The following is a 22,133-nucleotide window of genomic DNA, read 5'->3' on the forward strand; positions in this document are numbered from 1 at the left end:
GCCGCAAATAAATATATCATATACAAGTAGAAAAATCAACAGTCATTTATTGCTTATTTAGATTGACTTAATTCATCTAAGAATTGGTTTTTCTTAACTTTAATAAATGTACCCTTCATACCAAGTGATCTTGATTCAATAACGCCTGCACTTTCAAGTTTTCTAAGTGCGTTAACGATCACTGAACGTGTAATACCAACACGGTCTGCTACTTTAGAAGCGATAAGTAAACCTTCGTTGCCACCTAATTCTTCAAAGATATGATCAATTGCTTCTTTTTCTGAATAAGAAAGTGAATTAATAGCCATTGTAATCGCTGCTTTATCACGTGCTTCTTCTTCAACTTCTTTATGCTTTTCACGTAAGATTTCCATGCCGATTACAGTTGCAGCATATTCACCTAGAACTAAGTCGTTATCGTCAAAGTCTTCACTTACACGACCTAGTACTAATGTACCTAAACGTTCTCCACCACCTAAAATAGGGAAAATCGTCGTTTGGCTTTCTTCGAATAAATCACGACTTTCTAATGGGAATACTGATAATTCATCTTCAATATCAATATTTGATGTCGTTTGAGAAACGTGCATTAATTTTTCAGTGTACTCTACAGGAATATGACGATCGTCTAACATGCGAATGATACGGTCATTTTTAAGTAGCTCGTTTAAGTTTGAACCTAGAATTTTACCTCTGCGTGAAACTATAAATACATTAGAAACTGAAACTTGGCTGATTGTTTGTGCAACATCTTTAAAGTCAACAGCAATACCTTTATGTTTTTGTAATAGTGTATTGAGTTCTCTAGTTTTCGCTAATAAGCTCATGATTCTTCTCCTTTTTTATGATATTTATAAAATAAATGCGCTTAAATCTTTGTTAGTTGAAATTGTTTTTAGTTTTTCGTCGACATATTGTGGTGTAATATCTACCACTGCATTAGGCATATTTGGTGCTTCAAATGATAAGTCTTCAAGCATTTTCTCAAGAATGGTATGCAAGCGACGCGCACCAATATTATCCGTATCTTGGTTAACTTGATATGCCATCTCAGCAAGTCGCTCAATCGCTTCATCAGTAAAGTTAACAGTTACGTCTTCAGTATTAAGAAGTAGTTCATACTGTTTAACTAATGAAAGCTTAGGCTCTTTTAAGATTCTTACAAAGTCTTCAGTTGTTAAACTTTCAAGTTCAACACGAATTGGGAAACGACCTTGTAATTCTGGTATTAAATCACTTGGTTTAGATACATGGAAAGCACCAGCACCAATGAAAAGCATATGTTCCGTACTTACAGTACCATATTTTGTCTGAACAACGCTACCTTCAAGGATTGGGAGTATATCTCGCTGTACACCTTGTCTTGAAACGTCTTGTCCATTGGACTGATTGTTGGTTGCAACTTTATCAATCTCATCTATAAATATAATACCCATTTGTTCAGCTAATTCTAACGCTTCTTGGTTTGCTGTTTCTTGATCAATCAATTCATCAGCGATATCGTTAGCTAAGATTTTACGTGCAGTTTTAACTTTAACTTCACGTTCGACTTTCTTTTTAGGCATTAATTGATTCATCATGTCTTGCATTTGTTGGTTCTGGTTCATACCAAGCATGCCCATTGAACCCGGATCTTGTTCAACTTTGATTTTAACTTTCTCATTTTCAAGCTGACCGTTTAATAATTGTTGTTTAATTTCAGAACGTTTCGTTTTGATATCTTCTGTAGGAGGTTCTTCATCTTCATCTTGGTTAGGCCCAAAGTTAGGCATAGACATTCCAAACATATTCTCAAGTGGGTTATTACTTTGTTCTTTTTTCTTTTTCATACTCGGTACAAGTAATTTAACGAGTTTATCGTTCGCCTTTTCGATAGCCTCATCATGAACGTCGTTTTTCTTCTCTTCTTTTACTAATCGAACCGCACCATCTACTAAGTCACGCACCATGCTTTCGACATCGCGTCCGACATAACCAACTTCAGTAAATTTTGTAGCTTCCACTTTAACAAAAGGCGCGCCAACGATCTTAGCCATGCGACGTGCAATTTCAGTTTTACCTACGCCTGTAGGTCCCATCATCAGGATATTCTTTGGAGCAATCTCTTGTTTAATTTCATCATCTAATAAGCTACGACGATAACGGTTGCGCAGTGCAATAGCGACCTTACGTTTCGCATCATCTTGACCAACGATGTACTCATTTAATTTTTCAACAATATCTTTAGGTGTTAATTTAACTTTGTTTTGTATCATTAGGACACTCCTTTATTACAAGTCTTCAACTATAATTTGGTCATTCGTGAACACGCAGATTTCAGAAGCAACTTTCAAACTCGCGTGTGCCATATCATGAGCGCTCATATCTGTAGCATGTTGTTTGAGCGCTCGGCCAGCACTTAATGCATAGTTACCACCAGAACCAATGGCGATTAAGTCATCATCTGGCGCAATCACTTCACCAGTACCGCTAACGAGTAAGATTGCATCTTTATTCATAACGATTAACATTGCTTCAAGTTGTCTCAGTTGTTTATCACCGCGCCATTCTTTAGCAAGTTCTACGGCTGCACGTTCTAAATTGCCACTATATTCTTGAAGTTTAGTCTCAAACATTTCGAATAAAGTAAACGCATCAGCTACGCTACCTGCAAATCCTGCAAGTACTTGGCTGTTATAAAGGCGTCGAACCTTACGTGCTGTTTGCTTCATGATGACTTGTTCGCCTAGCGTAACTTGTCCATCACCTGCCATCGCAGCGTGACCATTATGTCTAACCGCAAATATTGTTGTTGCATGAATTGAAGGTTTCATTAATCATTCTCCTTTTTTGCACGTGGATGCGCATTTAAATATACATTACGTAATTGACTATTCGTTACATGCGTATAGCGTCCCGTCGTAGATAAATTCACGTGACCTAATAAAGACTGGACTGTTCTCAAATCAGCGCCTCGGTTAAGCATGTGAGTTGCGAATGTGTGGCGAAGTTTATGTGGGTGAATTTTATTAACACCAGCTGTTCGCTTAACGACATCATTTAGCACATATCGCACACCACGCTCGGTAATAGGCTCACCTTTCATATTTACTAGTACATAATCGTGAGATACATGTTGAATTGGCTTAAACAATTCGAAATATTCAATCAGACTTTGGCGACAAAATTCCCCGAAAGGAACAATGCGCTCCTTATTACCTTTACCTAGTATTTTGATAAGTGAAAGCGATAAATCGATATCTTCACGTTTCATATGTACTAATTCAGATACCCGAATTCCAGTAGCATATAACAACTCCAAGATAACACGGTCGCGTAGCCCCTTTTTAGTATCTTGCTTAACCGTATCAAACATCGTGTCGATTTCCTCATCGTAAAAGAAATTAGGTAATCGTTTCGATTTTTTTGGATGAACAAGCTGAATAAAAGGATTGTTCACCTCTTGGTCATTAGCCATCCAGTACGTATAAAATGAACGTAACGTCGAAATTTTTCTCGAAACAGTCGTACGCGTTAAACCATTATCATAAAGATACGCTAAATAGTTACGAGCGTCTCGATACTCAAAATCTTCTAAATTCAAGCTTTCTTGTTCTAGAAATCGATTGAACTGGATGAGATCATCTTGATAAGCATGTAGTGTATGTGAGGAAAACATTTTTTCCGCATGTAACATATATAAAAATTCTTCTTGGATTTTATTCAACAAAAAACCCCTCCATCATTAGCATTGTAGCATAATCATGTAAGGGTTCGCATATAAAAACAAATAAAACGTTAAAAATATATTAGTTTAATACTTATAATTCATATAATATTGACACATAATAATTTGTTTAGTCTAACGTTTGTTTAAAATGATCTAAATACTCAAGTGCACGGTTCGCAAGTGTTTCGTAACGTAATTTCTTGTTTTTGATACGTTCTTCGAGTGATGGTAGGATACCAAAGTTTGCATTCATTGGTTGGAAGTTCTTATTATTTTTTGCATGTGAAATATAATAAGCCATACTACCTAACATCGTTTCACGAGGGAATATAACTGGTTTCTTGCCGTTAAGTTGGTTGGCAACGTTTAAACCAGCGATTAGTCCACTTGCTGCACTTTCTACATAACCTTCAACACCCGTCATTTGACCGGCAAAGTATAGATTATCGTGCCCTTTTAGTTGATACGTCTCGCTTAATACTTCTGGAGAATTGATAAATGTATTACGGTGCATAACGCCGTAACGAACGATTTCAACATTTTCAAGACCAGGAATTAAGCGAATCACTTCTTTTTGGGCACCCCATTTTAAGTGTGTTTGAAACCCAACAATGTTATATAAAGTTCCAGCTGCGTCATCTTGTCTCAGTTGCACAACAGCATATGGTCTTTCACCAGTTTTAGGATCTTCAAGTCCTACAGGCTTCATTGGACCAAATAATAATGTCTTACGTCCACGTTCAGCCATTACTTCAAACGGCATACACCCTTCAAAGTACTTTTCTTTCTCAAATTCGTTAACCGGTGCGACTTCAGCTTCTAATACAGCATCGTAAAAACGATTAAACTCTTCTTCCGTCATAGGACAATTTAAATACGCTGCTTCGCCTTTGTCATAACGCGATTTTAAATAAGCGATATCTAAATTAATTGAATCCTTTTCCACAATTGGAGCCGCTGCATCATAGAAGTATAGTTGGTCTTCGCCTGTGATATTTACAATTTCTTGAGCTAAGTTTTCAGTCGTTAACGGACCTGTTGCAATGATAGTAGGTCCTTCAGGAATAGAATGTATTTCTTCATTACGGACTGTAACGTTTGGATGATTACGAAGTGTATCCGTAACATAACCTGCAAAGTCGTGTCTATCTACCGCTAGCGCACCACCAGCTGGTACACGCGCACTGTCTGCTGCTTTAATAATTAATGAATCAAGTTGGCGCATTTCTTCTTTAAGCACACCAACCGCATTTGTAAGTGCATTACCTCTTAACGAGTTTGAACATACAAGTTCTGCAAATTTATCCGTATGGTGCGCAGGCGTTTGCTTAACTGGACGCATTTCAAATAAATCTACTTTAATTCCTCGTTCAGCGAGTTGGTATGCAGCCTCAGAACCAGCAAGACCAGCACCAATAATATTAACCTTAGTCATAATATTACCTCCCTTTAAACGCATGAAGCGGTTGCCCCTATACTTGAAAATAAACGCTTAGGTTCATTTTCATAAGATTAGAAACAACCTGCTTGTATGCATCTATTATTTTTCAACTTCTTCTTTATAATCACAATTTGAGCAAATAACTTGGGATGAACGTCCTTTTTTATGTTGAACCAAGTAGGATTGACATTTTGGACAGTCTCTACCAAGTGGTTTATCCCACGAAATAAATTCACATTCTGGGTAATTAGAACAACCGTAGAACATACGATTTTTCTTAGATTTACGTTCTACAACTTCACCGTCTTTACATTTCGGACATTTAACACCAATAGATTTGATAATCGCTTTGGTGTTTCTGCAATCTGGGAAGTTCGAGCACGCCATGAATTTACCATAACGTCCCATTTTAATAACCATAGGCGATCCACATTTTTCACAATCTTCGCCAGCAGGTTCATCTTTAATTTCAATTTTTTCCATTTCTTCCTCAGCGCGTTCAACGTCCTTTTTGAAACTATCATAAAAGCGCGTGATGACTTTCTTCCATTCAGTATCACCATCGGCAATTTTATCAAGTAACGTTTCCATATTAACAGTAAAGTCTACATCTACAATTTCAGGAAAGTATTCCGTAACCTGTTCATTTACGATTTCACCTAATTCAGTAGGAACAAAGCGCTTACTTTCATTTTTAACGTAGTTACGCTTTTGAATCGTATCAATGGTAGGTGCGTACGTAGACGGTCGACCAATTTTAAGCTCTTCTAACGTTTTAACTAAACGTGCTTCTGTATATCGTGGAGGTGGTTGCGTAAAGTGTTGAGACGGTTCGATGTTCGTCGCAGTGACCTTTTCACCCTCTTCGATATTTGGAAGCTTATTCTCTTTATCTTTTTCTTGGTCATCCTTAGTTTCTACGTATAATGTCATGAAACCTTTAAATTTGATGGTTTGACCATTCGCACGGAACTTAATGTCGTTTTGTGTTAAGTCTAAAGCAACTGTATCTAAGATTGCAGGTGCCATTTGCGAAGCAACAAAACGTTCCCAAATTAATTTATATAAACGATACTGGTCTCTCGTTAAATACGATTTCATTTCGTCTGGAGATCTAAACGTACTCGTTGGTCGGATAGCTTCGTGGGCATCTTGGTCCCCTTGCTTACCTTTTTGTTTACGTTTAGATGTGTATTGATCACCATACGTATCAACAATATATTTATAAGCCTCGCCTTTAGCATCTTGAGATATACGTGTTGAGTCAGTACGCATGTATGTGATTAAACCAACCGTACCTTTACGTTTTAAATCTATACCTTCATATAATTGTTGCGCAACCATCATCGTTTTACGTGCTTTGAAGTTTAACTTACGAGCTGCCTCTTGTTGAAGCGTTGACGTCGTAAACGGATTTGATGGATATCTCGTTTTCTCTTTCTTCGTAACTTTAGTAACTTCAAATTTATCGCCATCAAGTTCCGACGTGATGGCTTGAACATCATTTTTATTTTCTAATTTAAAAGGCTTGTTCTTATAATGAAGGAATTTAGCTTTGAATTTAGAACGTTTATATCTAAATTCACCTTCAATTTTCCAGTATTCTTCAGGTTTGAAATTACGGATTTCATTTTCACGGTCAATCACTAAACGTAATGCGACTGATTGAACACGTCCAGCTGACAAACCTTTTTTAACTTTCTTCCATAATACTGGTGAGATGTTATACCCCACTAATCTATCTAAAATACGACGCGCTTGTTGAGCATCCACTAAATCCATTTCGATTTCACGTGGGCTTTTAAAACTATCTTTAACGGCGTCTTTTGTAATTTCATTAAATACAACTCTATTTTTCTTTTCATCTTCAAGTTCTAAAATGTTTGCTAAATGCCAAGCAATTGCTTCACCTTCACGGTCAGGGTCACTTGCTAGATAAACTTTTTTAGCTTTCTTAGCATGGCGCTTTAATTCTTTAACTACCGGTCCTTTGCCCCGAATCGTAATATATTTAGGTTCACAATTATCCTCTACATCTATGCCCATACGACTTCTAGGTAAGTCTCTGACATGTCCCATAGATGCAACAACTTTGTATTTTTTACCTAAATATTTTTCAATAGTTTTAGCTTTTGCAGGCGATTCAACAATGACAAGATTATCTGCCAAAGTAGTTCCCCCTTGCATTTCTGATTTCAAAGATAAATGATAAACGTTACAATTTAGATTTGTCAATCTTTTAAATTAAAATGACTCAATTTAAATCTAAGATATTGTAAGATAATCCTCTAAAATATCCGACGCTTCTGTAACGATTTTCGCCCCTTCTTTCGCACGTTTCATATTGCCTTTCGTTAACTCATTAAACATTGAGCCTGGTAGCACATAAACATTTCGGTTTTGATCTAAAGCTTGATCAATAGTAATAAGTGCGCCACTTTGCTGGTTAGCTTCCGTGACTAAAACACCATTAGAAACGCCACTTATAATACGGTTTCGCTCTGGGAAACGAAACTTCGCTATTTTAGTAAATGGCGGATATTCTGAAATGGTGCAGTGATAGGTTTCAATCCAATGTCGCATATCGAGCGTTTCCTTAGGATAATGCATTTGATGACCGAATCCCAATACACCAACCGTATTTAATTGATGTTTTAGAGCCATTTCATGTGCACAAGCATCAGCTCCTTTAGCTAAACCTGAAACAATAACTAAATTTAAAGTTTTAAACTCAGGACATATAACGTCTAAGGCTCGTCTTGTGTATTCAGTTGCGTTACGAGACCCGACTATACTAAGTCCTCTTTGAGAAAGTCCTTTTAAGCAATCGAGGTTACCTTTCACAAATAAAAGTAAAGGTGCATCATATATTTCTCTCAAATTTTCAGGATATAACTGATCTTCTATGGACAGTACATGTATGTGGTCTAATTCAAGGTTACGACGAATATGATCAATGTTGATCGTTTGGAAACGTTGGTATTTTTTCTTCCATTGAAAAGGAATATCTTCCGGGGCATCGCCAAAAAAGTTATGTATTTCTAATTCATCATCTAAACTTAAGTGGAATTGTAACAGAAGTTTATAAATGTCACGTGTAGAAAAATGAGCGTAGCTTAATTTTAATAATAAATTTTGATTCAAACATACCACCTCTTAAATTTATTTTAAGTCAAAATAAATCGGTGGTGTTTTACAGTTTCAATACGTTTTCTAGTGAAGTTTAATGGGAACGTTAAGAGTACCGAAAATTTGAAAACTGTAACCTAAATGATGGCATGACAAATACCCGTGAACAATCGTCCACGGGTAACGTCATCTATAAAATTAATCAAATTATTTTTCTACTGTTAATAAGCTTTCGTAGATACCTGCATCTTTAGCAGCTTTGATTAAAGTAGTACCGATTTCTGATGGCGTATCAGCTGTTTCAACACCACAGTCATTAAGTGTTTTGATTTTTTCTTCAGCTGTACCTTTACCACCTGAGATAATCGCACCAGCGTGACCCATACGTTTACCTGGAGGTGCAGTTTGACCACCAATGAAGCCTACTACTGGTTTGTTCATGTTTTCTTTAATCCATTCAGCAGCTTCTTCTTCAGCTGTACCGCCGATTTCACCAATCATAACTACTGCTTTAGTATCTTCATCTTCATTGAACGCTTTTAATACGTCGATGAAGTTAGTACCGTTAACTGGGTCGCCACCGATACCAACTGCTGAAGATTGACCGATACCTTCTTCAGTTAATTGATGTACTGCTTCATAAGTTAATGTACCTGAACGAGATACAACACCTACATGGCCACCTTTGTGGATGTAACCTGGCATGATACCAATTTTACATTCATCAGGTGTAATAACACCAGGACAGTTAGGTCCAACTAAGCGTGTTTTCTTACCTTCCATGTAACGCTTAACTTTAACCATGTCTATAACAGGAATGTGTTCAGTGATACAGATAGCCAAATCTAATTCAGCATCTGTACATTCTAAAATCGCATCTGCAGCGAATGGTGCAGGTACGTAAATTACTGAAACATTAGCACCTGTTTCTTGTTTTGCTTCTTCTACTGTATTGAATACTGGTACACCTTCAACAACTTGTCCACCTTTACCTGGTGTAACACCAGCTACGATTTGTGTACCATATTCTAACATTTGTTTTGTATGGAAAAGGGCAGTTGACCCTGTAATACCTTGAACGATTACTTTTGTATTCTTATCAATAAATACACTCATTTTCGTGCTCCCATCCTTTCCTTACGCTTCTTGTACAAGTTTTACAATCTTTTGTGCACCTTCAGCCATTGTTGAAGCTGATTCGATTGCTAAACCTGACTCATCTAAGATTTGTTTACCTAATTCAACGTTTGTACCTTCAAGTCGAACAACTAATGGTAATTTTAATTCAACTTCTTTAACCGCTGCTACGATACCTTCTGCGATAACATCACATTTCATGATTCCACCGAAGATATTTACAAAGATACCTTTAACATTGTCATCACCTAAGATGATTTTGAATGCTTCAGTAACTTTTTCTTTAGTAGCACCGCCACCAACGTCTAGGAAGTTAGCTGGGTTTCCACCGAAATGATTGATTGTATCCATAGTTGCCATAGCAAGACCTGCACCATTAACCATACAGCCAATGTTACCGTCTAAAGCAATATATGATAAATCGTATTTAGAAGCTTCGATTTCTTTTGGATCTTCTTCTTCTAAATCTCTTAATTCTAAGATATCTTTATGTCTAAATAATGCGTTGTCATCAAAATTAATTTTAGCATCAAGTGCTAATACTTCCCCTTCACCTGTTGTAACAAGTGGATTGATTTCAACGATTGAACAATCTTTTTCAACGAATACGTTGTAAAGTGAAATTAAGAATTTAGCCGCTTTATTGATTGATTCTTTAGGAATGTTGATGTTGAATGCAATACGACGTGCTTGGTATGGCGCTAAGCCAACAACTGGGTCGATTGATTCCTTAAAAATCTTTTCAGGTGTTTGAGCTGCTACTTCTTCGATTTCAGTACCGCCTTCTTCAGATGCCATTAAAGTGACACTGTCAGTAGCACGGTCGATAACGAATCCAACGTAGTATTCTTTTTGGATGTCGCAACCTTCTTCAATGTATAAACGTTTAACTTCTTTACCTTCAGGACCAGTTTGATGTGTAACTAATTGCTTACCTAGTAATTCTTTAGCATAATCTTCAACTTCTGATAAAGACTTAGCAATTTTAACACCGCCAGCTTTACCACGACCACCAGCATGTATTTGAGCTTTAACTACATATACATCTGATTCTAATTGTTTTGCTTTTTCTACAGCTTCTTGAGCAGAGTAAGCAACATGCCCGTTAGGCACTGCTACGCCCATAGAGCGAAAAATTTCTTTACCTTGATACTCATGGATATTCATACTCCATCCTCCTGTTTCTTAGGTTAAGTTCAATAACAATTATAAGTAATGTAAGCGCTATTGTAAACTGTAAGCGCCTGAGTTTTTCTAATATTCATTACATTCTGCAAAACCGGTGTAAAATCCCTTTATTAAAGTATATTTATCGCATTTTTGTGAAATATATCACAAAAATAGTCGTCGCTTACTGAGCTTTTCAGATAATATACGCCCTTTCTAATAGATGACTTGAGCCAATTTATGCTAAATTTTATTAGGGTATTATTATCAAAAAGGAGTGACATGTCATGAATTTCCAAGATTATCATAACGAGGCACGACGTACGATGGATGAGACAAGTACGCAAAGTGAGCAGTTGCTTAATAGTGGTTTAGGCTTAACGGGTGAAGCTGGCGAGGTCGCTGATATGATTAAGAAGCACCACTTTCACGGTCACCCTTTAGTTCGTGATGCTATCGCAAAGGAACTCGGTGATATCATGTGGTACATTGCATATTGTGCTGAAGCGCTTGATTTATCTATGGAGGATATTGCGAAGATGAATATTGCTAAGCTTAAGAAACGCTATCCGAATGGGTTTACGCAGCATGATTCAATTCACCGCACTGATGACTAAATATTTCTCTCAACTCGCTCTAATTTAAAAGCCACACCTCAACCTAATTTGGGATGAGTGTGTGGCCTTATTACCTTATACGCATGAACTAACTATGTGAAACTTGGTTAAGCATATGTGTGTACGCACTAATGATATCGATACCAACGAGAGCTTCGTATTCAATGTTAACTTGAGCGTCGAAACAAGATCTTTCTAGGTCGAACAATTCGACATCGACACTTTCATCTTTAACATCGATGACCTTTGCATGAAGTAAATTTTCTTCATTTATTGCTACGAAAGTTGCTATAAGTTGATGTTCCTGAATGTAAGAACATGCTTCTTTAAAGTTATCTACAACAGGGCGTAATTCTGAAAGGTTGTAAACGTCGTAGGTACGATTAGATTTATTAAAGTGAATGATTTCTTCGTACAATTTAAGGTACGGCGTTTGAGATCGATACGATTTTATCTCTTGCTTTGATCTAATTTGATAACTGTCGAAAGTACCTAACTCAGATATTGTTTCAAGCACCGCGTACTCATTATTATCATAAATTTGATAACCTACCGTAAAACTATCACTAAATGCTGCCGGCTTCGCGTAAATTTCTACGAGTTCTTTAGTCATACAATCACCTCGTCTATTAAGGTGATATGCATGGCAACTTTTAAACAAGGAATCGTGATGTAATCAGTCATAAGATGCACCTCTTTAAGTTGTTATTAGTATTTTACACATAAATATACCTTATATTCTGTTTTTTTCAATCTTTTTATACCAAATTGAACTATTTGGGTGATCGCCAGCTAAAATAATCGATTGATCATACTTTTAATCGGTTCAAACGTCTTTCGATGTTCAGGCGTAACCCCTAGCTTATCAAGTCCTTCTAAATGCGCTTTTGTTCCGTAGCCTACGTTTTTCTCAAAGGCATAGCCTGGATATTTCGAAGCAAGCGCTACCATATAATTGTCTCGATATGTTTTTGCAACGACACTGGCTGCTGCTATGGAAACACTTTTAGCATCCCCTTTTACAATTGAAGTTTGAGGGATATCTATAGGAAGTTCCATCGCGTCAACTAGTAAATACGTCGGTTGAACGTTTAATCCTTCGATCGCACGTTTCATCGCTAGTTGCGTTGCCACGTAAATATTGAGTTGATCAATCTCTTCAACTGTCGCAACGCCAATACCTACTGACTTAGCTTGGTTGTGAATCGCTTCGTTTAACTCTAAGCGCTTTTTTAAAGAAAGCTTTTTAGAATCATCGATACCAATATATTGATGCCCCGCTTCAAGTATCACTGCTGATGCTACAACTGGACCAGCAAGCGGTCCACGTCCTACTTCATCGATGCCACAGATTAATGCTTCTGGTTGCTTCTTTAATATCTCATTTTCATAATGTGTCATTGCTTCATACTTATCTTGAAGCGCTTGGGCCTTTTCAAGTGAAGAGATTCTACGCTTAATCGCTTGTTGCACACCCTTACGTTCATCATTGTAAAAGCCCTGGCGTTTTATGACCTCAATTGAATGTATATCCTGTAATTGTGCCTTGATCGCTTTAATCGTTAATTGAGACATGAATTACGGTGCCTCAACCATTTCTTTATAGATATCAAAGCAATAATTACCTACTTTACCATTTCTGATATCATAAATAATCGCATCGATAACCGCTTCATAATCAACTTCATTACCCTTTTGAAGCATACCACGACGACGTCCAATTGCATCAAACCACTCGAGTACGCCTGCATCTTCGTCCACTTCAATATTAAAATGGTTCAGAAGTGTCTCTTTATCGTGTTCAATTAAGAAGTTAAGACCGTATATCGCTACATCGTCTAAATGAACAATGCTATCTTTAATCGCACCTGTGATGCTTAGTTTCTTACCAATTGTTTGGTCTTCGAATTTAGGCCATAGAATACCTGGTGTATCTAAAAGTTGTAAGGCATTACCAACTTTAATCCATTGTTGTTGCTTTGTTACACCTGGCGTATTACCTGTCTTCGCAATCGCACGTTTCGCCATTTTGTTAATTAATGTTGATTTACCTACGTTTGGAATACCTACGATCATCGCTCGAATAGCACGTGGTCTAAGTCCTTTTTCTTTCTCACGCGCAAACTTTTCTTTTGTCGCTTCAATCGCAGCTTGTTCTACTTTTTGTAAGTTCTTTCCGTGTTTCGCATCAACCGCTACTGGAAAAGCACCTTTGTCCTCAAAGAATGTATTCCACTTTTCCATTTCTTTTAAATTCGACATATCCATTTTATTTAAAATAACTACGCGTGGTTTATGCTGAATAATATCATCAATCATAGGATTTCTTGAGCTATATGGGATTCTGGCATCAACAAGTTCAAATACAACATCTACTTTTTTAAGTTGCTCAGATACTTCGCGTTTTGCTTTGGCCATATGCCCTGGGTACCATTGTATTGTCATGATTATCACCTTTCTTACCTTTACAATTTCCTTACTTATTATACACACTTTTTACAACATCACTATGTTATATTGACATTAGTTTGTTTAATCTTTATTTGCATTTTTGTATGAGTTGAAAATTTAAGACCTAATGAGCCATAATGTAAAAAGATAAATTCAAGTCATTCCTTTACTTATTTATTTTAATTGAAATTTTGATATCTATCAAAAGACCAATTATCATAACTTTTATTTTGAAAGCGTAGGTTAAAATTTTGCAACATTTTAAAAATTACTTAGAAATCATACGATTCATAATCGTTGGTGGATTAAATACACTTAATTACTACATCGTGTATTTACTCTTATTACATATTTTTCACATACATTATTTAGTGAGTCACGTTACAGGGTTTCTCGTAAGCTTTGTCATATCATACTATTTAAATTGTTATTTTGTATACAAAGTGAAACCGACACTTAAAAAGTTTCTCGCCTTTCCGTTAACACAAGTCGTGAATATGGGCGTTCAAACTGGACTCATTTTTATATTTGTACATTATTTACATCTAAATGAATCAATTGCACCATTTGCTGGATTAATCATTACAATTCCAATCACATATATTTTATCTAAATTTATTCTTAAAGATTAATGAAAATTGAGGGGTATCGTATGAAGAAACTTAAGCAGCTGTTATTGTATTCAATTATATTTATAGCTATGTCATTAATTGGTCATAGCTATATTATTTTTAGGTACGTCAAAGATGGTATTTTATTTACTAGTCCTAACGATGGGATTCAACAAATGGTTCCCATACAGATGTACTTATACAATAAATGGTCGGAAGGTACATTTTTTTACTCGACCGACTTTGGCTTAGGTGGTGACTTCTTCACCGACTTATCCTACTACTTTACAACAAATATTATTTTCATTACGAATTTCATTGTTATCAAAATTCTAAATATATTTTTCCACTTTGATACAAGTCAAATGATGTTTTGGATGAATAATGCATTAATTACATCCATCATTAAAGGTGCTTTAATCATGACAGCTACGTTTTTATATGTACGTCATTTAAGAATTAATAAATTCGCATCTTTACTGATCGCATTTTTATTCGCTTCATCACCGATTTATTACAGATTTACAGTATATTGGCCTTATTTTAGTGATGTCTATATTTTATTACCACTACTCTTTTTATCGATTGAGCGTTTCCTTAAAAAAGGAAAAATTGGACTATTCATTATTATTGTCGCATTATCATTTATTAACAACTTTTACTTTGCGTATTACCAAGTATTAATGGGTCTAATTTACTTTATTTTTAGACTAATTATGATACATAAACATGACATCGTGAATCGAACGCAACGTCTTATCTACTTAGTTATCGGTTCTATTTTAGGTGTTGGTTCTAGCTTATTTATCTTTTTCCATGGTGCACGAAGTTTCATCAATAACGAACGTGTTAAATTCGAAGCACCTTTAGAATTCGACCCGATTTCACGAAATACGAATATCTTTTTCGATAATTATTTAATCGTTGTTATCTTTATTTCGATTCAAGCTATCTTAACATTTAAGTTATATAAACATTTCTATTATCGACTGTTCGCAATTCTAACATTTATCTTAATTATTTGTGCATTTATTCCACATGTGGATAGTATTTTTAATGGCTTTTCCGCACCACAAAAAAGATGGCATTATTTATTAACATTTAGTTCAAGTATCTTGATTGGTTTATATGTACATCACTTTAAATCTATTTCATGGAAAGTGTATACCATTACATCTATTCCAGCGCTGTTATTACTTTACATTAGTGCTTATATCTATAAGGATTTCGTAAATTGGTTATACATTGTGCCAATCGTGTTCTTAATCGGACTCATCACATTAATTATGAAATCTGAACATCATAAAAAGTGGATACTGTTACCTTATATTGCGTCTATATTTATACTAGGTAATGTCGTATCTTATACGTTCATTGAAAATAATATCTTCCATCCACGTCACGAAGATATGGCAAATTCGTACTATATTAATGCGAGTAAATATAATACACCGCTTCAGCGAAAACTCGTAGATCGTATGGATAAAGAAACTGCTGATGACGAACGTATTGATTGGCGCGTAAACGAACAAGATAATACACCTATGTATCAGAACTTTAGAGGAATGAGTTTATATTCGAGTATCTTCCATCATGACATTATCGACCTATTTTACGACACGTTAATGATTAATTTAAAAGAAGAGTCGGTAAGTCTCTATCAATCTACAGGTGGGCGTTCGAATATCGCAAGTCTTTTCTCAACGAAATATGTGATGTTAAAAGAATATCAAGATAATTTACCGGATAACTTTAAAAAGGTTCATAGTGATGGTCAATATCGCATCTATGAGAACCAAGAAATGTTACCATCTGTCCGAGTAATGGATAACTATTACAAAGCTTCATCGCTTAAAACACCACTTGATCGTGAGCATGCGATGATTGATGGTGTTGTCATGAATGATAAAGGCAAACCATATAAAGACAAGGCTAAAGACTTACTTGATCAAACAGACATCAGCTATCATGATATTAAACGTCACGATGACCGTCACATTGAAGTTACGAAAGATAATGGTGGTGCTACAATTAAGCTACCGCCTTCAATGGCAGAAAAGTATCAAGATTTCTATGTAACGCTTTATATTAAGCGTGGTAAGCCTGATAGTAACTTTACGCTCGATGTAAACGGCTATGAGAATAAGCGCATGTTTAACAACTCTAAATATAAAACAGGTCAATATGAACAGTTATATCGTGTTAAACCTGATGAGAATGGTGAAATTCATGTTGGTATGAAGCCTACTGGCAACTATGAATTTAAATTATTAGGGCTTCAAGGTGAAACGTATGACAAATTAAAACAAGCTGATAAAGAAAAACGTTACACATACAAAGAAGAAAATGGCAAAATTGATATTCAGCTGAAAGATCATCAAAAAGGTATGACGGTAATTAATATCCCTTACCGTAAAGGTATGCAAGCGAAAGTTGATGGTAAGAAAGTTGATATTGAGAAAGTGAACTACTTTATGACGGGTATCCCAGTTGATAAGGATGCTAAACATATTGAAATCACATATAAACCACCATATTTCTTCTTAATGATTTGTATATCGACATTATTCATTGTGTTAAGCGTTTTCTATCATCGCTTTGTATTTCGTAAAGAATGGAATAGAAAAGAGGACAAGATTTGAAAGATTTTGATAAAAAGGATAAGAAGACGTCGATACTAAGTATTCTATTACTTGGTATCGGTGTCGGATTACTCGTTTATGCCCCAGTGCTCTACCGTTACTTACACTTAGGCTTAGTGTATAGCGGTGAAGGAGACGGGTTTAAACAAATGATGCCTTTCCAAATGCAATTATATGAACAACTATCGAAAGGCAAGAGCTTATATGACCTTTCATTTGGTCTAGGCGGCGACGTATTTCAAGATTTAACCTATTATTATTCAACATCACCTATTATGTATCTTAACTTTGGTTTAATTTGGCTTGGTGAAAGGCTCTTTCACTTAAACCCACATCACATCGGGTTTTGGCCTTTAAATCAAATATTTGTATCATTTTTAAAATGTGTGATGACTTATGCGATTACGCATTATACGATGCGTTACTTTGGATGTCGTAAACACACAACATTTATAGGCGCACTTTTATTTAGTGCATCAACTGTATTACTATATTTTAATTTTACATGGTCATTTTTTGGCGACATTCTCATGTATTTACCGCTGTCTATTCTAGGACTTGAACGTCTCTTCCGTGAAAAGAAAGTCGGTATCTTTATATTAGGTATTACCCTAACTCTATTTACGAACTTTTACTTTAGTTATTACGAAGCAATCGCACTCGGTGTTTACTTCTTATATCGCGTTATACATCCGTATCGACATGACGTCTTGAATCGTCTTCAAAAGTTCGTCTATACAGTCATCGCTGTTGGTATAAGCGTACTCTTTAGTGCACTCGGATTTTTTACAGGTGTGCTCGCGTTTTTAAACAATGATCGTAAGCAAAATGACTTTACCGTCTATCCAATTATCGATTTTTCGCAAAAGTATCATTTATTTACGAATGGCTTTTATATAACGGTAACATTTATTGTAATTATTGCTTTATGTTCATTTAAATTGTATCAATATTATTATTATCGTTTGTTCGCGATACTGACTTGGGTGCTTCTACTCGCTTCCCTTACTCAGTATAGTGACTTTATGTTTAACGGGTTCTCATATCCTCAAAGACGATGGATATATTTATTAGCATTTACATCAAGTGTACTGATTGCGCTGTGGGTGAAACACCTGAATGAAATTAAAATTAAAAGCTATTTAATGGCGTGTATACCCGTCATCATTTTAGTCATTTTGACTGCATGTTTTTCAAGGGGACCAATGTTCTGGCTTATTTCTGCATCGCTTATCATGATTGTTTGTGGGTTGTATGTTTATAAACGCAATTTACTACGTCATCAAATGTGGATCGCCATCATCACAACCTTATTTATTGTGCAACAATTTATGATGCTTATCGATTATGATACACAGAACTTAAAACCGTATACCGCTTCTGTAGATCGCATATCGGCTACAAAGTATCATAGTGAAACGTTGCAACAGTCGATTGACCTCATCACGAACAAACAAGAATCAGGCTTATCTCGATTAGATTATATGTCTGAGTATTCACCTAATTCACCTATGGTCTACGGCTTTAACGGTATTTCAATCTATTCAAGTATTTTCGATGGCGATATTTTGAAATATTATGATGATCTCATGCAAATTAATGTACCGACAGATAGTAATAGTACGTACCGCATGTTAGGTAATCGTGCAAACTTATATGCTCTATGGAATGTTGAAGATCGAATTAAGACACAGCCAGACGACAATATACCGTATGGCTTTAAGAAGCAACAAACGATTCATGATCGCAATAAAACTTGGGAACACAGTCATAACAACAATGACATTCCTGACGTCCGTTTCACGTCGCGCGTCTACAACAAGTCTCAATTGAAATCACCACTTGATTATGAACAAGCAATGCTTAAAGGTGTCATTTTAGACGATACGAAATCAAATACATCGTTTAAGTCTAATCCAAACCTTTTAAATCAGGCTCAAATTAAGCCTCGAGATGCCAAGTGGCTCGATCATCATCATTTAAAAGTCACACAGAATGATGGTGGCTTAAAGCTAACATTACCTAAGTCTCTAGCACGTCAATATCAAGACTTATATGTAGAAATGGATTTAGAACGATTGTCGCCTTCTGGTAAACATGACGTGAAATTAAATGAATATACACAACATCGTAAACATTTAACATACCCATATCGTCGCTTTGTCTCACCGACTACCATGCGTGTTAAGGCATCTGAAAACATTGACCTTAAATTACCTAAAGGCAAGTATCGTGCATCCATTAAAGGTATTTATGGTGAAGATTACAATACTTTAAAACAAGTAAGTAAACGCCCTAACAAAGCACAAGTAAGCGTTAAAGATAAGGCAATCGACGTTAAGTTAGCTCAGCATCAAGACGGCTACGTTGTACTACCAATGCCATACCGTGATGGCTTACAAGCTAAAGTCGATGGTGAAAATCGCGAAGTTAAAAAAGGAAATGGTATTATGAGTGTTGTTAAAGTCAATCAAGAGGATACACATCTTAAAATAACTTACCTTCCTAAACGTTTATTATTGTTTACTGGTATTTCACTATTTGGTGCACTAAGCGCACTTTTATTTACATGGTATATGAGAAAGAAGAAACATAATGCATAAATGAAAGGTCTTAAAACTATTTAGTATTTCGCTACATGAGTTTTAAGACCTTTTTTGGGTTCTACTACCTTTATTTAGTTAAATCGTTGCTAACGCGTTTTCGAAGTCTTCGATAAGATCACTTGCGTCTTCAATCCCACACGAAACGCGTAATAAGCCATCTGTGATACCTTGATTAAGTCGCTCTTCTAACGGCACGCAAGCGTGTGACATCGTTGCTGGATGTGAAATGATGGTTTCAACACCACCAAGACTTACAGCAATGATTGGAAAAGTTAATGCTTCTGTGAATGAATTGATCTTAGTGCCATCTTTTAGCTCAAATGACAACACTGCCCCACCATTTTCAGCTTGCGTGTCATGTATATCGTGGTGCTTATATGATTTAAGACCTGGATAATATACGGTATTAACTTTAGGGTGTGCTTCTAAATATGAAGCAAGTTGCATGGCATTTTCAATGGATTTATCCATACGAACACCAAGTGTCTTGATACCTCTTAATATCAACCATGCGTCTTCAATACTCATAATACCCCCGAAATTCTTTTGAAAGAGACGAAGCTTTTCATGAAAGTGGTCATGATTGGTCGCGACTAACCCACCTACAACATCACTATGACCATTAATGAATTTCGTAACACTCTCGACGACAATATCTACGCCTAATTGAAGCGGTTGTTGTCCTAATGCTGTCATAAATGTATTATCAGCAACTGTGACGATATCGTGTTGCTTTGCGACAGCTACGATTTCTCGAATATCGCAAATTTTAAGTAACGGATTCGACGGTGTTTCAATAAAAATCATTTTGGTATTCGGTTTAATGGTTCTTTGCAACAATTCGATATCACATAATGGAATGAAGGAAGCTACGATATTATATTGAGGCAGTATTTTAGTTACAAATTCACAAGTGCCTCCGTAAACTTCCTTTGGTAATATAACATGATCACCAGAGGATAGAAGCATCAACACATTTGAGATAGCGGCCATTCCTGAACTATAAGCTAAAGCGTATCGAGATTGCTCTAGAGATTGATAGGCGCTTTCAAGGGCTTTTACAGTGGGATTACCAAACCTTGTGTAAGAATAAGATTGTGCTTCATTATAAAGTTTACTTTGATGAAACGTAGACGCTTGATACTTAGGAATTGATGACGCGCCAGTTCGTTCATCTAACACAGGATAATCATGTAATAATTTAGTATTTTTCTTCATGTGCTCAGTCCTTATATATATGTTTAGACAGTTCGTTTTCTTGATTGAAGTAGATATAACAATAATGGTAAGCCAATATAACCAATAATCATTGCGATGATGGCGAAAACGTTTAAGTGAGATAAGCCGCTAGGTTCAACAATTGTGAACTGACCTACCCAATCAAATTTGATGAGTAATAATAGCGATAATAGGAATGCGAATGCTGGTATTACAACGTCAGTAACGATATGCTTTTTAGCGCGTGCGATAACACTGCCCTTTTGCTTACCGAAATAGAATAAAATGACGCCAATTGGTACTAATAAAAATTGTAAGAATCGCGATATCGAACTTAATACGATAATACTTTTCATGTCGTATTGAAATGCCATTGGTAAAACGATTGCTATAATAATTGTAATTAAAAAGGCATAGATTGGGCAATCTTGTTGCGTTCGATATGTTAGAAATTCAGGGATTTGTTTCTGTTTAGATATTGCTTCAAGTAAGCGCTGTGTATGGAAAGAAGCGGCTACGTTAATACCAAACATGGATACTAAAGCACCATATAAAATGATGTTCTTAACGATCGGTGAATCAAAAACAGGTACTAGCGTTATGATTTCTTTCGCATTAACAATCGCAACTGGGTTAATCATCATTGTCGCCGTAATCACGCTTATGTATATGAACGCGATGATTAATATTGCTACAGGGATTGCGCGCAGTAAGTATTTTTCAGGCTCTTTCATATCTTCAGAACCACTCGCAACACTTTCAAAGCCGCTAAACGCGTAGAACGCTGCGATAAGCGCCGTCACAAACGTTGTCACATTCATTTCAGCAATTAAAGGTTTGCCGTCATCATTCTTTAATAAATTAATCTCGTTAAAGTGAGATTCCCCCGTTGAAAAGACAATAAAGAACCCTGCTACAATCACGGTTGTGAGTGCTAATAGTTTACCTAACGTAGAGATATTATTCATTACTTCAAAGAATTTCGTTCCAAGAATATTAATGATGAGCAAAACTAACATCAAAATCATGAAACCGAATGTAACGAGCATAAAATTCGTATTATCAAAACCAAATATCAGTAACACGGTTTTAACTACGCCTGTTGCTAATGCTCCCCATGCGATACAGCCAGCGATAAAACGTGTAATACCGACATAGAAACCAATATTATCTCCGAATGCCGCTTTAGCGTACGCATATGCTGCCCCCGCATTTGATACGTATTTCGCAGCAGAAGCAAACGTAATCGCTAATATCGCCGCAAATAGTGCTGCACAAAAGTAAATGAATGGTGTCTTACCACCTGCAATTTGAACCACTGCGCCTGGTGATAAGAATATGCCTGCTCCAATAATTGAGTTAATTGTTAAGAGAATAATAGACCAATAACCGATTTTCTTCATAA

18 protein-coding genes are annotated in these 22,133 nt (G+C 36.0%); 4 read left to right on the forward strand and 14 right to left on the reverse strand.

The window, feature by feature from the left end:
- Positions 1 to 53: 53 nt before the first annotated feature.
- The 9 genes from codY to sucC all read right to left on the reverse strand — a co-directional run bounded on the left by codY (position 54) and on the right by sucC (position 10,583).
- Positions 54 to 827, reverse strand: a complete 774-nt coding sequence (gene codY, locus ACF3N8_RS09420; RefSeq protein ID WP_238100715.1) for a GTP-sensing pleiotropic transcriptional regulator CodY — start codon at positions 825 to 827, stop codon at positions 54 to 56.
- Between the two features lie 24 nt (positions 828 to 851).
- The gene (gene hslU, locus ACF3N8_RS09425) at positions 852 to 2,255 is read right to left on the reverse strand and encodes an ATP-dependent protease ATPase subunit HslU (RefSeq protein ID WP_238100716.1); all 1,404 of its coding nucleotides are present in this window, start codon (positions 2,253 to 2,255) and stop codon (positions 852 to 854) included.
- A 15-nt stretch (positions 2,256 to 2,270) separates the two neighbouring features.
- Entirely contained in the window at positions 2,271 to 2,813 is a 543-nt protein-coding gene (hslV, locus tag ACF3N8_RS09430) for an ATP-dependent protease subunit HslV (protein ID WP_009381722.1), read from the reverse strand.
- Positions 2,813 to 3,706 (reverse strand): tyrosine recombinase XerC, encoded by an 894-nt coding sequence (xerC, locus tag ACF3N8_RS09435; RefSeq protein WP_238101794.1) that lies wholly within the window; start codon positions 3,704 to 3,706, stop codon positions 2,813 to 2,815. The genes hslV and xerC overlap by 1 nt, the downstream gene beginning before the upstream one ends.
- Before the next feature lie 130 nt (positions 3,707 to 3,836).
- A complete protein-coding gene (trmFO, locus tag ACF3N8_RS09440; protein ID WP_017176563.1) occupies positions 3,837 to 5,144 on the reverse strand; it encodes an FADH(2)-oxidizing methylenetetrahydrofolate--tRNA-(uracil(54)-C(5))-methyltransferase TrmFO in 1,308 nt (435 codons plus the stop codon).
- A 105-nt stretch (positions 5,145 to 5,249) separates the two neighbouring features.
- Complete coding sequence (topA, locus tag ACF3N8_RS09445) at positions 5,250 to 7,337, reverse strand: type I DNA topoisomerase (RefSeq protein ID WP_238100744.1); 2,088 nt, start codon at positions 7,335 to 7,337, stop codon at positions 5,250 to 5,252.
- 78 nt (positions 7,338 to 7,415) lie between these two features.
- Complete coding sequence (dprA, locus tag ACF3N8_RS09450; protein WP_009381718.1) at positions 7,416 to 8,294, reverse strand: DNA-processing protein DprA; 879 nt, start codon at positions 8,292 to 8,294, stop codon at positions 7,416 to 7,418.
- A 192-nt stretch (positions 8,295 to 8,486) separates the two neighbouring features.
- A complete protein-coding gene (sucD, locus tag ACF3N8_RS09455) occupies positions 8,487 to 9,395 on the reverse strand; it encodes a succinate--CoA ligase subunit alpha (protein WP_392449853.1) in 909 nt (302 codons plus the stop codon).
- A 21-nt stretch (positions 9,396 to 9,416) separates the two neighbouring features.
- Positions 9,417 to 10,583 (reverse strand): ADP-forming succinate--CoA ligase subunit beta, encoded by a 1,167-nt coding sequence (gene sucC, locus ACF3N8_RS09460; protein WP_009381716.1) that lies wholly within the window; start codon positions 10,581 to 10,583, stop codon positions 9,417 to 9,419.
- Positions 10,584 to 10,870: 287 nt separating this feature from the next.
- On the opposite strand from sucC, the gene ACF3N8_RS09465 reads away from it, so the two are divergent.
- Positions 10,871 to 11,200 carry a nucleoside triphosphate pyrophosphohydrolase family protein gene (locus ACF3N8_RS09465; RefSeq protein ID WP_009381712.1) on the forward strand — a complete coding sequence of 110 codons (330 nt, stop codon included), beginning with the start codon at positions 10,871 to 10,873 and terminating at the stop codon, positions 11,198 to 11,200.
- 88 nt (positions 11,201 to 11,288) lie between these two features.
- On the opposite strand, the gene ACF3N8_RS09470 is transcribed toward ACF3N8_RS09465, so the two are convergent.
- The 3 genes from ACF3N8_RS09470 to ylqF all read right to left on the reverse strand — a co-directional run bounded on the left by ACF3N8_RS09470 (position 11,289) and on the right by ylqF (position 13,645).
- Positions 11,289 to 11,813 carry a hypothetical protein gene (locus tag ACF3N8_RS09470; protein WP_238101791.1) on the reverse strand — a complete coding sequence of 175 codons (525 nt, stop codon included), beginning with the start codon at positions 11,811 to 11,813 and terminating at the stop codon, positions 11,289 to 11,291.
- Positions 11,814 to 11,992: 179 nt separating this feature from the next.
- A complete protein-coding gene (locus tag ACF3N8_RS09475; protein ID WP_009381710.1) occupies positions 11,993 to 12,775 on the reverse strand; it encodes a ribonuclease HII in 783 nt (260 codons plus the stop codon).
- Positions 12,776 to 12,778: 3 nt separating this feature from the next.
- Positions 12,779 to 13,645: a ribosome biogenesis GTPase YlqF gene (gene ylqF, locus ACF3N8_RS09480; protein WP_238093572.1), complete on the reverse strand. Its 867-nt coding sequence runs from the start codon at positions 13,643 to 13,645 to the stop codon at positions 12,779 to 12,781.
- 257 nt (positions 13,646 to 13,902) lie between these two features.
- Here ylqF and ACF3N8_RS09485 point away from each other — a divergent pair, with 257 nt between their 5' ends.
- The 3 genes from ACF3N8_RS09485 to ACF3N8_RS09495 are packed head-to-tail and all read left to right on the forward strand — an operon-like array spanning position 13,903 to position 19,507.
- A complete protein-coding gene (locus ACF3N8_RS09485; protein WP_009381708.1) occupies positions 13,903 to 14,283 on the forward strand; it encodes a GtrA family protein in 381 nt (126 codons plus the stop codon).
- Positions 14,284 to 14,303: 20 nt separating this feature from the next.
- Positions 14,304 to 16,904, forward strand: a complete 2,601-nt coding sequence (locus tag ACF3N8_RS09490) for a YfhO family protein (protein ID WP_392449854.1) — start codon at positions 14,304 to 14,306, stop codon at positions 16,902 to 16,904.
- The gene (locus ACF3N8_RS09495; RefSeq protein ID WP_009381707.1) at positions 16,901 to 19,507 is read left to right on the forward strand and encodes a YfhO family protein; all 2,607 of its coding nucleotides are present in this window, start codon (positions 16,901 to 16,903) and stop codon (positions 19,505 to 19,507) included. The genes ACF3N8_RS09490 and ACF3N8_RS09495 overlap by 4 nt, the downstream gene beginning before the upstream one ends.
- Positions 19,508 to 19,585: 78 nt before the next feature.
- Here ACF3N8_RS09495 and ACF3N8_RS09500 read toward each other — a convergent pair whose 3' ends face one another.
- Positions 19,586 to 20,728, reverse strand: a complete 1,143-nt coding sequence (locus ACF3N8_RS09500) for a trans-sulfuration enzyme family protein (RefSeq protein WP_392449855.1) — start codon at positions 20,726 to 20,728, stop codon at positions 19,586 to 19,588.
- A 23-nt stretch (positions 20,729 to 20,751) separates the two neighbouring features.
- Positions 20,752 to 22,131 (reverse strand): APC family permease, encoded by a 1,380-nt coding sequence (locus ACF3N8_RS09505; protein WP_392449856.1) that lies wholly within the window; start codon positions 22,129 to 22,131, stop codon positions 20,752 to 20,754.
- Positions 22,132 to 22,133: the final 2 nt, after the last annotated feature.

Origin of the sequence: Staphylococcus massiliensis, assembly GCF_043186315.1 — a bacterium.
GTDB lineage: Bacteria > Bacillota > Bacilli > Staphylococcales > Staphylococcaceae > Staphylococcus > Staphylococcus massiliensis.

Coding starts and splice junctions, on each gene's coding strand:
- ylqF (WP_238093572.1), bottom strand. CDS start 13,645: ATGACAATACAATGGTACCCAGGGCATATGGCCAAAGCAAAACGCGAA.
- trmFO (WP_017176563.1), bottom strand. CDS start 5,144: ATGACTAAGGTTAATATTATTGGTGCTGGTCTTGCTGGTTCTGAGGCT.
- ACF3N8_RS09505 (WP_392449856.1), bottom strand. CDS start 22,131: ATGAAGAAAATCGGTTATTGGTCTATTATTCTCTTAACAATTAACTCA.
- hslV (WP_009381722.1), bottom strand. CDS start 2,813: ATGAAACCTTCAATTCATGCAACAACAATATTTGCGGTTAGACATAAT.
- topA (WP_238100744.1), bottom strand. CDS start 7,337: ATGCAAGGGGGAACTACTTTGGCAGATAATCTTGTCATTGTTGAATCG.
- ACF3N8_RS09465 (WP_009381712.1), top strand. CDS start 10,871: ATGAATTTCCAAGATTATCATAACGAGGCACGACGTACGATGGATGAG.
- ACF3N8_RS09490 (WP_392449854.1), top strand. CDS start 14,304: ATGAAGAAACTTAAGCAGCTGTTATTGTATTCAATTATATTTATAGCT.
- ACF3N8_RS09470 (WP_238101791.1), bottom strand. CDS start 11,813: ATGACTAAAGAACTCGTAGAAATTTACGCGAAGCCGGCAGCATTTAGT.
- sucD (WP_392449853.1), bottom strand. CDS start 9,395: ATGAGTGTATTTATTGATAAGAATACAAAAGTAATCGTTCAAGGTATT.
- ACF3N8_RS09475 (WP_009381710.1), bottom strand. CDS start 12,775: ATGTCTCAATTAACGATTAAAGCGATCAAGGCACAATTACAGGATATA.
- sucC (WP_009381716.1), bottom strand. CDS start 10,583: ATGAATATCCATGAGTATCAAGGTAAAGAAATTTTTCGCTCTATGGGC.
- codY (WP_238100715.1), bottom strand. CDS start 827: ATGAGCTTATTAGCGAAAACTAGAGAACTCAATACACTATTACAAAAA.
- ACF3N8_RS09500 (WP_392449855.1), bottom strand. CDS start 20,728: ATGAAGAAAAATACTAAATTATTACATGATTATCCTGTGTTAGATGAA.
- hslU (WP_238100716.1), bottom strand. CDS start 2,255: ATGATACAAAACAAAGTTAAATTAACACCTAAAGATATTGTTGAAAAA.